The 11482-nt window shown below is 66.2% G+C and carries 16 protein-coding genes; 13 read left to right on the forward strand and 3 right to left on the reverse strand.

The genetic code is table 11. The features are described from left to right. Positions 1-67: 67 nt before the first annotated feature. From U9980_RS09195 to U9980_RS09230, 8 genes are all read left to right on the forward strand, one after another. Entirely contained in the window at positions 68-1513 is a 1446-nt protein-coding gene (locus U9980_RS09195; protein WP_322767539.1) for a recombinase family protein, read from the forward strand. A gap of 38 nt (positions 1514-1551) precedes the next feature. Beyond that, positions 1552-2130 (forward strand): hypothetical protein, encoded by a 579-nt coding sequence (locus U9980_RS09200; protein WP_322767540.1) that lies wholly within the window; start codon positions 1552-1554, stop codon positions 2128-2130. A gap of 258 nt (positions 2131-2388) precedes the next feature. After that, on the forward strand, positions 2389-2532 hold the full coding sequence (locus U9980_RS09205) for a hypothetical protein (RefSeq protein ID WP_322767541.1): 144 nt from the start codon (positions 2389-2391) through the stop codon (positions 2530-2532). A gap of 110 nt (positions 2533-2642) precedes the next feature. Further along, positions 2643-3290 carry a hypothetical protein gene (locus tag U9980_RS09210; RefSeq protein ID WP_322767542.1) on the forward strand — a complete coding sequence of 216 codons (648 nt, stop codon included), beginning with the start codon at positions 2643-2645 and terminating at the stop codon, positions 3288-3290. Positions 3291-3364: 74 nt separating this feature from the next. Continuing rightward, a complete protein-coding gene (locus U9980_RS09215) occupies positions 3365-3538 on the forward strand; it encodes a hypothetical protein (protein ID WP_322767543.1) in 174 nt (57 codons plus the stop codon). Next, a complete protein-coding gene (locus tag U9980_RS09220; RefSeq protein ID WP_322767544.1) occupies positions 3535-3756 on the forward strand; it encodes a hypothetical protein in 222 nt (73 codons plus the stop codon). The genes U9980_RS09215 and U9980_RS09220 overlap by 4 nt, the downstream gene beginning before the upstream one ends. Positions 3757-4057: 301 nt before the next feature. After that, positions 4058-4462, forward strand: coding sequence for a hypothetical protein (locus U9980_RS09225; protein WP_322767545.1), 405 nt, complete (start codon positions 4058-4060; stop codon positions 4460-4462). A 129-nt stretch (positions 4463-4591) separates the two neighbouring features. Next, positions 4592-5020, forward strand: coding sequence for a hypothetical protein (locus U9980_RS09230; protein ID WP_322767546.1), 429 nt, complete (start codon positions 4592-4594; stop codon positions 5018-5020). A gap of 255 nt (positions 5021-5275) precedes the next feature. Here the strand turns inward: U9980_RS09230 and U9980_RS09235 are convergent, their stop codons facing one another. Further along, a complete protein-coding gene (locus U9980_RS09235) occupies positions 5276-5734 on the reverse strand; it encodes a hypothetical protein (RefSeq protein WP_322767547.1) in 459 nt (152 codons plus the stop codon). A gap of 493 nt (positions 5735-6227) precedes the next feature. On the opposite strand from U9980_RS09235, the gene U9980_RS09240 reads away from it, so the two are divergent. The 4 genes from U9980_RS09240 to U9980_RS09255 all read left to right on the forward strand — a co-directional run bounded on the left by U9980_RS09240 (position 6228) and on the right by U9980_RS09255 (position 8922). Continuing rightward, the gene (locus tag U9980_RS09240) at positions 6228-6506 is read left to right on the forward strand and encodes a hypothetical protein (protein ID WP_322767548.1); all 279 of its coding nucleotides are present in this window, start codon (positions 6228-6230) and stop codon (positions 6504-6506) included. Between the two features lie 49 nt (positions 6507-6555). Beyond that, positions 6556-6906: a hypothetical protein gene (locus U9980_RS09245; protein WP_322767549.1), complete on the forward strand. Its 351-nt coding sequence runs from the start codon at positions 6556-6558 to the stop codon at positions 6904-6906. Between the two features lie 296 nt (positions 6907-7202). Further along, a complete protein-coding gene (locus tag U9980_RS09250) occupies positions 7203-7757 on the forward strand; it encodes a hypothetical protein (RefSeq protein WP_322767550.1) in 555 nt (184 codons plus the stop codon). Between the two features lie 244 nt (positions 7758-8001). Beyond that, positions 8002-8922 carry a tyrosine-type recombinase/integrase gene (locus U9980_RS09255; protein WP_322767551.1) on the forward strand — a complete coding sequence of 307 codons (921 nt, stop codon included), beginning with the start codon at positions 8002-8004 and terminating at the stop codon, positions 8920-8922. Positions 8923-9117: 195 nt separating this feature from the next. On the opposite strand, the gene U9980_RS09260 is transcribed toward U9980_RS09255, so the two are convergent. Both U9980_RS09260 and U9980_RS09265 read right to left on the reverse strand, forming a co-directional pair. Continuing rightward, a complete protein-coding gene (locus U9980_RS09260) occupies positions 9118-9738 on the reverse strand; it encodes a 2'-5' RNA ligase family protein (protein ID WP_322767552.1) in 621 nt (206 codons plus the stop codon). 70 nt (positions 9739-9808) lie between these two features. Further along, complete coding sequence (locus U9980_RS09265; RefSeq protein ID WP_322767553.1) at positions 9809-11080, reverse strand: helix-turn-helix transcriptional regulator; 1272 nt, start codon at positions 11078-11080, stop codon at positions 9809-9811. A 197-nt stretch (positions 11081-11277) separates the two neighbouring features. Between U9980_RS09265 and U9980_RS09270 the strand changes: the two genes are divergently transcribed. Continuing rightward, the coding region (locus U9980_RS09270) for a hypothetical protein (protein WP_322767554.1) at positions 11278-11482 on the forward strand (205 nt) is incomplete at its 3' end.

Genomic DNA, 11482 nt, shown 5'->3' on the forward strand with positions numbered 1-11482 from the left:
CGTCCCCGAACGTCGAGCCGGGGCCACCGGGGAAAAGCTAAGCACGTAGACGGCTAAGATGTCAAACATGAGTCGCGTCGCGATATACACACGCATCTCGGAAGATCCGCTTGCCCTGGAGAAGGGCATCGCCCGCCAGGTGGAGGACTGCTGCGACCTCGCCGAGCGGCACGGGTGGGAGATCGCCGGGAAGTACTCCGACGACGACATCAGCGCCCTGCGTGGCACGTTCCGACCGCAGTACGCCGCGCTGATGGCCGCCGTGGAGCGCGGTGAGGTTCAGATCGTCGTCGTCTACCACACGTCTCGGCTGTGGCGGAACCGCCGCGAACGCGCTGAAGGGATCGAGCTCCTAGCCACCAAGGCGTGTCGCGTCGTCGCCGTCAAGGGCCAAGATCTCGACCTGTCCACTGCGTCCGGACGCGGCCTGACCGGCATCCTCGGCGAGCTGGACACTTGGGAATCGGAGATCAAAAGCGAGCGTGTGACACGTGCCGCCCTTCAGCGCGCCCAAGAGGGCCGGGCGAACGGCGCCTGTCAGTTCGGATGGCGCAGGGAACGCACTACCGATGACCGTGGGCGGGTCCTCGGCTTCCGCGACGTCGAAGATCCCCTTACCGCGGCGATCGTCCGCGAAATCGTTGACCGGCTGCTCCGCCACGAGTCCATCAAGGCGATCACGGTGGATCTGAACGCGCGGAACGTGCCCGCACCAGCCGCTAAGCAGTGGCTGTACTCCGGCGTTCGCAAGGTGGCATTGCGACCGGCGAACATTGGCCTCCGCACCTACAAGGGTGAGATCATCGGCCCGGCGGCGTGGCCTGCGATCGTCGACCGAGACAAACATGACCAGGTTGTCGCCCTGCTGAACGATCCAGCGAGGGCCACCAGCAAATCCGGCGCCCGCCGACACCTACTCAGCTTCAACGCCGGCATAGCCGCTTGCGGAGTATGCGGAGAAGAGCTACGCGTCCTGAAATCGCACAAGCTCCAGCTATACACCTGTAACGCACGGAAAAGCTGCGTGGGACGTAACCAGAAGCGCGTTGATGACCTCGTCCATTGGGTGCTCATCGAGCGCCTGTCCCAGCCAGACGCTTGGGTGCTGTTCACCCGGGATGACAGCTCCGCCCACAAGGCCCGGGAGGAAGCTGAAACTCTTCGAGCACGACTGAACACCGCGGCTGACGACTACGCAGATGGGACGATTACGATCATGCAGCTACGCCGGATCAACGCACGACTCCTGCCGCAACTAGAGCAGGCCGAACGCGCGGCACAACTCGCGGTCCCAGGCGTGGCCTCGGAACTGGTCGGGGAACTGATCGCCGCACCAGAACAGTGCTGGAACGGCCTCGGCATCACCCAACAACACGCCGTGCTCGTCGCCTTGCGGATGCGGATTCGGATTCTGCCAACGCGGCGAGGACCCGGCTTCGACCACAATTCCATTGAGATCAAGTTTCTTCGTGCAGACGAGGTGCCGTCCGGCAAGACAGTCTCGGCCATGTGATGGCAGTCGACGCCATCTGGCCATAAGCTGAACGAGCCATGACGACGACCGCCCCTCGCCACCTACTGGCCGATCGCCCTGAGACGATCGGGGACCATCTGTCGGTCCTGATGCGGCTCGGCGCGGATGGCGAGCGGAGACACCGGCAGCACCGGCACACCGTCTCCAGGCTCCCGCGGGCCTTGCGACGTCTGGTGTGGTCTCTGCCGGCCAGGCCGGGCCGCAACACCCTCAACTGCTTGGAAGCGATCGCCGCGACCGCCAGCGACCCGGCAGAGCAGGCGTACTGGCATTGCCGGCTGCACACCGCGCTCCTCGACGAGCTTCGACTACGGGCCGCACACCCAACGCCAGGATGCACCCAGATATCCGGGTGGACGGTCGCGCTACTCGCGGTCGTACTCGCGGTCGCGGTCTACACCATCGACGGTGTGACGCTCCTACCTGACGATGAGCTCAACGAGCCGGAGCAGCCCGAGCCCGCCCGTGACGGCTGGCCGCCACCGACACCGGTAACAGTGATCGCGCTCCGTGGTGGGATCACCCGCCGTCCCCCGACTACCGGTTCCGCCCCGATGACCATCGGGACGGCCGGTCGGGTCTACCTGCCCGCATAGCTCGCGGCGCGGGTGTCCTGCCGCTCCGTCCTCACCATCTCCCCGAGGACGATCTGTGGCTATCCCTGCGTGCCGAGACACGATCCCGGACGATCTCGTACTGGCGGCTGATCTCCCTGATCATCGCCATGTAATTACTCAGCGTTACAGTCGAACGATCCTCCGTCATATACCGCGATGGATCATCACTGGTCGCAGCTGGGTTAGCTTGGCCGATGTAGATCGGCATCTGGCGGGCCTACGGCGGGAGCCCACCCGATGAGCGGGCCACGTGTGGCCGAGGGGCCGTCGATCGACGAGTACATCCGCCGGATCATCGACGAAGCGCCACCCCTGGAGATCACCCAAATCGCCCAGCTCCACGTTCTGCTCGGGAGCCGACAAGATCAGGTAGTGCGGTGAGTGGGTCGGGCGCCGCGGGCACGGCGCCGACCACCATCACAAACCCAGATCACGGTACCGCCAAGCTGCACGTACGGTCTGCACATCGTGTGGCTCCCCTGCCGGTTGGAGTGACGCCGCTCACCCGGCAGCAGTGGAGCACCGCGGTTATAGCGAGCACCGATCTCGGCCCGGTCTATGCCCGTCATGCTGCCCGGATCGCGCTCCCGGAGAGTGGGCTGATGACAGCGGCCGGCCGGATCGAGGCGCCGTCAAACAAGATCGAAAAAGTGTTGGGGGTCGCTCGTCCGTCGGTGATCCGCCTGTTCGGTCAGCTCCAGAAGGCGGGGTTGATCCACCGTGTGGCCCGCGGTGGCGGCCATGGCTGTTATGCCGTCTATCAGGCCCGGAGTCCGATCATTATTGGCGCCGAGAGTGGCTCACCCCCCGTGTCACTCTCGGATGCCGTCGAGCTCGAAGATTCGGCTTTGAGAGCGACTCACCCGGTGAGTCACTCTCGGGCCGCTGACCTGCGTAAACACGTTGCTCTCGCGCGCGCCCGCGCGACTAAAGCTCCCAGCCGGACCCAAAACCGAAAGATCGAAATCAGTCGGTTAATCAAGGCTGGCAAAGATCGAAATCCGGTCGCCACGGACGGGCTCGCGGCGCGCCTCCCGGCTCAGCCGGGCAGTGGTCGCGTTGGAGAGGTGACCGCAGGAGGGGGTAGATCTTGCGCGATACAGAATGATCAAAATTTGCTCGCGGTGATAGCGGTGTGACCGCGTCCGCGCCGTACTCCGCGCACGGTCCGCATTCCGAAGCCAATCCTGGAGCGACCGAAGGAGAGCCAGCCATGCCCCGCTATGAAGTCCAACCGGTCGAACACATGGGCGGTGCGGCTCTGGCCGACTCTGAGCGCCTCCAGGCCGCCAGTGTCGTCCGGCGGTACGTCTCCGACCCGGCCGAGCGGCACGAACTGCTGCTGATGCTGGGCCTGGTCGCCGAGCTCGACCGGAGGATCCGGTGAGTTCCGACCAGAGCGCCGATGACCTTCTTGATGCTGTTCGCACCGACGACCGTGCCCGCGAGGTCGCAGCGCTCGGCAAACCGGTCGAGGAGTGCACCGCCGCCGATTTCGGCAGGCTCGCGGAGTTCGCCGAAGCGGAGGGCATCCGGATCGAGGCCGTCAATGACCAGCTCGAAGCCCTGTTGCGGGACCCCACGGTGAAGAGAACCCGCTCATGACCTCGTGGCCGCCTCGCCCGTGACGTGGCGATGATGGCCCACGCGATAGGGATCGAAGCTGGTCACCTCCCGGACGGCGGGTTTCGTGTCTCTATGGCCATCTCAGCCGTTGTCAAGATGGCGCCCGGTCGGCTTCGGGCCATCGGGGGGCAGGCGGTCCGGGCCAAGCCGGATCCGCAACGTGAGCAAGACGGATCATCATCGTCCAACAACAATCGATAACGATCCTGGGTATCCGGTGCGGAGCGGGGTGTAACGAGCTACACAGGTTCCTTCTGATATTCCGAGTCGGGGGGAAATAGTGATATCCGTGGCAATAGCAAAAGATTTAGACGTTCAGGCAATCTGCGCACAGGGACCCACCCAAGAGCCGATTATCATTCTTCGGGAGGGTGCTGTCATAACAGCCGAGTTCGCAGCACACCTGACAGCTGTCATAGCGGCGCAGTCGGATGACTCCTATGATCGGCTGGACTCCTTCGTCGACGGAGTCGAGGTCGGGGACTACATAGCCCAGGCGGTTGCCGATCAAGGTCCAGCTGCGGTCATCGCCGCAATCGAAGAGCGGATTACCACCGAACTCAGAGGTACGGCCCGGCCGGATAGCTCGTCGGTCCGTGGCGATAAAGAAAACCTCGGATATGTCCGCGGATTGATGTTGGTCGCGAACGTCGCCCGGTCGGCCAGCCAGTCCATGACGAGCTGACCGCGCTTGCCGGTTCCGGAACATTTCCGGAACCGGCACCACATCATGAACACGAGTCCCGCGCGAGAACCGCGAAGACGGCCAAGGTCCGCCATACCCGTCACGGTCGCTGAATCAATCCATGACGAATTGACCGCCCTGTACGCCGAGGGCGAAGAAAACACCGAACGGGAACAGTACACCCCGGAAGAAGCGGTACGGCACGCGGAAATCATCGTCAAGGTTGAACGGCGGGCCGCTGCAGAACGTCAGGGAACGAGAACGGATCTCCAACCTTCAGCAAAATTTGCTGAAGGTAGCCCTGCGTCATTGCCCCCTCACGAACGCCAGTCCCGCGCTCGAACCGCAAAAGCGGTGGGCATGTCTCATCGCACTCTCACCAAGGCGACCAAGGTCGTCAAAACGGCTGAGGATGAGACCGCCCCTAGGCCTGTCCGCGAGGCAGCCCGTGAGGCTGCCGCGGAGATGAACCGGTCCGGGAAGGTCGACCCGGCGCGGCCCGGTGTGGATGATGGAACGATCGAACATCCGTACGGCCTGGTGTGGAGGGTGGCGTGAGCCTCTATTTCGAGCACGTGCCGACCGACTCGTCAGATGCCCGGGATCGGCGGGCCGAACTCGGCGACCAGGACCACGGCTCGGCGTCTCGCCGGCGTGGGCCGCGCCCATGGTGGTGTTCGTCGCCGCAGCTTCCCGCGGAGCGCGTCCGCTTCTGGGCTGATCAGTGCCGTACGGCGATTGCCGCCGGACGGGCACGCTCCGCTGAGGCCGTCCCGATCGGTACACGGGAGGGCCTCAGCGGAACGCCGCCGGCTACTCCACAGCCTCACCCGACGGCAGATCATCAGACGGGCCGCCCGCGAGAAGCTCGGCGATCGCCTCGACCGCCCGCTCGAACTCCTCCTGATCCATACCCACGTTGAGATCGATCTTGTCCGACCATTCCGGGAAAGCATGCGACAGAACCCAGGCTGCCGCACGCCAGTCACCGCCTGCCGCGGCGGTCCGGATCTGCGTCACCAACACCAGCTGGACATGAGCACGAGCACGCGCAACATCCGCTACGAACTCGGCGAACTTCGTCTCCCGACCCGCCACCCGGTCCTCCCGGCCGTGGCGAAGCCACCGGTAGTAGGTCGTGCTACCGACCCCTGCCAGGTCGACCGCATAGGTCTGATGCGACCCGGCCCGCAACGCGTCCACGATCGTCTTCGCCGCGGTGGGGTCGAGCTTGTCTGGACGGCCGGGGCGCCGTCCCGTCTTACCAATCATGATCCCATTGTGACGGGTAAGCCGACACCGGACAGTTTCGGGCCACACGATGACCCAAAACTCAAACCCGGCGAACAGCAGCTAAACCGCCATAGGTGCCGTATCCGGTCCGCGGTCTTGTCGCTCGACCAGCACGCGGGGGCAGCGCGACCACAGCGCGCGCTATGCTCCGATAGCGGTAGGAGCGCATAGCGCTCAACGCCCGGCGCGGCGCATAGCGCGGCCTGGGTCTGCATCCGATAGCGGTAGGAGCGCATAGCGCTCAACGCCCGGCGCGGCGCATAGCGCGGCCTGGGTCTGCATCCGATAGCGGTAGGAGCGCATAGCGCTCAACGCCCGGCGCGGCGCATAGCGCGGCCTGGGTCTGCATCCGATAGCGGTAGGAGCGCATAGCGCCCAACGCCCGGCACGGCGCATAGCGCGGCCTGGGTCTGCATCCGAAGAGATCCGTCACGACGCGGATTGGTCGCGTCGGTCCTGGAGTTGACCCCCTATGGATGATTCACACCGTCGTGCTGCGGAACAGTCGTGGGCTGCCACAGTCGACCGGGCGGGCCGCACGGCACCCGCCCGCGCCGCAGCCCTCGCTGTTATTGACGCGACCGCGGATGTCACCGGAGTCACCGACCCCGGCGAGCGTGAGCGGCGCATCCAGGTGGCCCGCGCCGACCACTTCCGCCGGCTTCGTGCGCTTCCGGTTAGACAGCCGCGCGAACCCGCAGCGGGCATCGAGCACCGCCCCACCCCCGATGCTCCGCCGCCGCAGTCGTAAGCGGAGCCGGCTCTACCCGTGTTCCGATCGATCTTCCGAAGGGAATGCAATGCCGAACCGCACGACCGTCTACCTCCAGATCGGTGATCTTCCGCGTTCCGGTATGCCGACCTGTCTCGATGACGGCGGTCTCGCCGAGGTGTACCCAGTGATCGCGGCTCTTGGAAGCCGCGGTGGTGAGCCGTATCGGATATGTGATCTATGTGCAGATGTCAAGATCGGGAAGGGTGCCACGAACGCTATTCGCGCTCTGAACACGGCCCTCGTGAAACTGGATGAGGCCGCGCCCGGTGTTCGCGCAGCAGTGGTAACCGCCTTCAGGCCGCTGCTGCTGGACGTCTTCGCGGGTACGTTGGACGCTGCGATAACTGAGCTGATCGCTGTTTCGGCTAACGAATGACACCCGCCGGTCCCACCCTTGACGTTTTCCTGGCACCCGCACCGTCCCCGGTCGGCCGGTGTGGGTGCGGTACGACAGTCGAGTCGGCCGGCCGGGTGCTTCTCGTGGATACGCACAGCGGGATGCCCGTGTGCGCGTCCTGTCGGCCGGCCACGCTCGGCGCCCTGGCCGACATACTGACTCGGCTGACGGGCCTTCACGACGCGACGCCTGACCATGTACGGCCCGCGATGCTGACGACCGCCCGATCCGTCATCGATGCTCTGGCGGTATCCGCCGTAGCACCCGAACGAAACATGATCAACGATCCGATCGTGGTCGAGGCGCTCACCTCGACACCCGAGGAATGCCGGGCCGACCTCCAGCACCTTTACGTCACCTGGCTCACCATCAACGATCTGTTCTTCGGCGACGCCCTGACCATTCCAACCATCGAACTAGCCGATCTTCCATTTCGGCTCTACGGGGATTACGACCGAATCGGCGATCACAGTAGCCACATAAGGATCAATCGGCGCCTTGTGGTGGGAACGCATCCCGACGTCATACCGGGTCGGCGCCACGCCGCCGGCCGCCTCCGTCTCGCAGAGGACATCCTTCTGCACGAGACGGTCCATGCATGGCAGGACCGGATCATCGGCGTGCGGGAACCTTCCTGGCACGGCCACGGGCCGATCTTCAGGGATCGATCGAACGCGATAGGTGAAGTCCTCGGGTTGGCTCCCGTCCGTTCAAACCGAGATCGAGGCCGGTACGCATCCCGGCCGATCTGCTCTGGCTGGCCGATGGTCGCGCGACCGCCGGGCTTCTACGCGGCCGCGCCGCAGACGGCCCGCTTCAGGTCGGTCTGAGACGGCGGTGACATGGAGCACTCGGGGGGCGAGGCTGTGCCGGGCGTCGGTCCCTGCCTCATCTGCGGCCGGCCGGGCGCACTCCTGACCGGCCGGCCGGCCCCTTCCTGGCTATGCACGTTCTGTATCCATGTCATCGCGGATCATCTTCGGAGGATCGGCGCGGAGGGCGTCCATTTCGTCACGCCTGATTCAAACAGGAAGATCTACAAAACTACAGGATAATGACTGTTATCCTGTAGTCATGACAGAGATCGCGGTACGGACACCAGTCACCCTCGTCATCGCCGACGACACCGACCCCCTGACGCGACACGTAGCCGCATGGCTACTCGGTCATCGGTCGGCCCACACCCGGACCGCGTACGGCCGTGACCTCCGCGCGTTCCTCGGATGGTGCGCGGCCCGCGACATCACCGTGATCACTGCCACCCGCGGCCACGTCGATGCCTATGCCCGCGAGCTGGAAGAAGTCGACGGGCGCAGCGTGGCCACCGTCGCCCGCCGGCTGTCCGCACTCGCGTCGTTCTACGCCTACCTGGTCGCCGAGGATGTGCTCACTCGGTCGCCGCTGACGCACGTCAAGCGCCCCCGTCTTGGCGACGATTCGCAGACCACCGGGCTCGATCGGGACGAGGTGCGCGCCCTACTCGCCACAGCCGCGACCGACAGCCCCCGCGCACACGCGTTGATCGGGTTGCTCGCCGGGAACGGACTCCGCATCGGCGAGGCGTTGGCCGCAGACGTCGCCGATCTTGATACGGAGCGCGGACACCGGGTCCTCCGGATCGTGCGCAAAGGCGGGAAGCGGGCCACCGTCCCACTGGCACCCTCGGTCGCCGCCGTGCTCGATGTCTACCTGGACGGGCGGGCCGACGGGCCGCTGTTCACCACCCGGACGGGTAGGCGGCTGGACGAACCGGCCGTGTTCCGGTTGATCCGCCGATTGGCGCGGGATGCGGGCATCGCCAGTGCCAGCAAACTGAGTCCGCACTCGCTCCGCCACTCTTTCGTGACGCTGAGTTTGGATGCTGGCGTGTCCCTCCGCGACGTCCAGGACGCCGCCGGACACTCCGATCCGCGGACCACCCGCCGGTACGACCGGGCACGGCACAACCTTGACCGGCATGCCGCCTACCAGCTCGCGGGCTACCTCGCCGGGTAGCACGATTGTTCTGTGACCTGCGAATACCCCGATTGCGTTGAGGATGCACCACCCGACGATGTCCTGTGCGCGGGCCATCGGGCGGACGTCGACCGTAGGCACGAACGGGTCGCGGCGGAGCTTCGGGAACAGGCCCGAGTCCGGCGGGCAGTGGAGCGCCGTGAGGAGGACCCGCCCCACCTACCGGAGCGGAACTCAGCGGTCGGCAGACGCGCCACGCAGTGGCATGCTGGCGACGGTCGACCACCGGTAGACCCGCCGGTCGCGGTTGAGGTCGATGAGCTGCACCGCGACAACGGTGCTGGTGACGCTTACCGGCTCGATTCCGGCGAGACACTGCCGTAGCGGCGCCGCCGAGGTGTCCGCGCCGGAGTAGGCGACGGAGACATGCGGGGTGAAGCCGCCGGCGGCTCCGGGTATTCGGGCCTCGCCCCACACGTCGCCGATCGCAGCCCGGACAGCGGCGCGCAGTTCGTCCACCGGCGCCCAGGGTGCGACCTGGAGCATGACCGCTTCCGGGTCCGCGTCCGCCGGTCCGATGGTCACGTCGAAGGGTGCCAGCCAGGCGCAGCGGGCCTGTGCCGCGCTGATGATGGCGTCCAGGTCCGTTCGGTTGACCTCGTCAGTGAAGCCGATCCCCTGCATGGTCAGGTGCAGGCCGTCGGCGGGAACCGGGTCGAGGGTGGGCAGAGTAAGCGCCCGCTGGTAGCGGCCGGCTAGGTCGACCACGTCCGGAGTGCTGTCGAAGGTGATGTGGAACGTGTAGAACGACCGTCCGACCCGCCAGCCGGGACGCCACCACCAGTGGTCCCGCATCCGCTCTAACCGGGCGAACGCCTCCCGACGTGCATGGACGTGTTGCTGTTCCCGCGGCATGTCCCGGAGGTTAGCCGCCGGGCAGCTCGGGTCGGGCGGTGTGCTGCCACTCAGTGGCCAGCTCGGTCAGGTCCCGCATGGACGCGGTCGGCAGGAACCGGCGTCCAGCATCGAGGAACTGCCCGGTCCGGGCCGCCACGGTGGCGATCGGCCGCGATGCGGAAATCTCCAACGCCTCCCCGACCAGGTGTACGGCTCGATCCGGTTCGCCGTCGGAGAGGAACGTCACCGCAATGTCGATACGGGTCAACGATCGGGGTCCGGCCATGCCCGCGGCGTCGAATCGGGTAAGCGCGGCGTAGGCGAACCGGCGGGCGCTGGTGAGGTCGCCGACGGCCAGGAAGGCGGTAGCGGCATTGCCGTCCACCCGGGCCGGGCAGTACCCGTCCAGTGCCAGGCATGGGCTGACCGTTCCCGTAGGACGGGGATAGGCCAGTTCGCGGGCACGGTCGACAGCCACGGCGACAGTGTGGGCATCGCCGAGCTTGCCCGCCGCCCGCGCTTGTCCTTGGGCGAGTAGCCGGGCTTCCTGAGGTCCGCCGTGGCTGTAGCGCAATCCGTCGACAGCCAACGCGAGGCAGCGGTCAAACCGACCGGCGTAGAACTCGATCAGAGCCTGTGTGCCACGGATCCAGGCGCGGAGCTCGTCCTCGTCGACGAGGTCGGCAAGCTGGTATGCCTCGTCGCAGTAGGCCCGCGCGGTCGGCATGTCCCCGCGGTCTACGGCGAGAGAGCCGAGAAGCCCGGACAGTCGGGCGGCTACCCGGTACAGGCGCCCTCGCTGGCGGAAGGTCTGCCGACCGTCGAATAGCGCCTCCACCCAGCTCCGTTGTTCGACCAGCCGGGGTACCAACACCGCCGGGCCGAACCGCTCGTACTCGTCGACCGCGTCCACGGTCATCCGGTCGAGCTGGTCGAGGGTGTCGTCGGAAACGTTGGACGATCCCGCACGCCGCATCCGATCCACGATCACCATCCTGGGTTCGAACGGGATGACCGCCTGCCCGTCGCCGGGGCCGGCGTGGGAGGGCAGCCCGACGCGTAATCCGAGCTGTTCGGGAGTGGTCCGGAACAGCCGGCACAGCAGGTCCGGGTACGGCGCGCGCGGTTGGGCGGTGCCACGCTCCCAGCGCGACACAAGGTTGCCGTCTACGCCGACCCGTAGGCGCAGGTCGTCCCATGCCAGCGCGGCCAGCGCGTCGGCAAGCCCCCGCTGGCTGTAGCCGGCCATGTCCCGCCGTCGGCGCAGTTCCGCGCCGAACACGCCGTTAGCCGCTTGCATGACACCCCCTTCGACCCAACCGTAGCCGTGTTGGTGCAGATCGTGAACTAGGTGGTGGTCTAGGTGTTCGCCTAGTCGTCGGTCCGCGCGCCTATCCGGTATCCGCAGTGGTCACCGAACCGCGAACAGGTCCGACACGGTGAGCTGAATGTCGTCAACCACATGCAGCGCATGCACGAACGGGGATGTCGTGGGACATGGGACAGCCGAAGACATACGTCCGCCGGCTCGTCGCGTCGGCCTGGATGGACGCCACCCCGCCGGGCGAACCCCAGATGTCCACTGCCACCCCGTACGTGGTGGTGGCCCTGGACATGGACGGACAGCCGGACCGGGCGTTACTCATCTTCCCGACCGTCGCGGATGCCGACGCGCACGCCCGGTATCACCAGCTGGACTCTT

The sequence above is a fragment of the Protofrankia sp. Cr1 genome, from assembly GCF_963555865.1.
GTDB lineage: Bacteria > Actinomycetota > Actinomycetes > Frankiales > Frankiaceae > Protofrankia.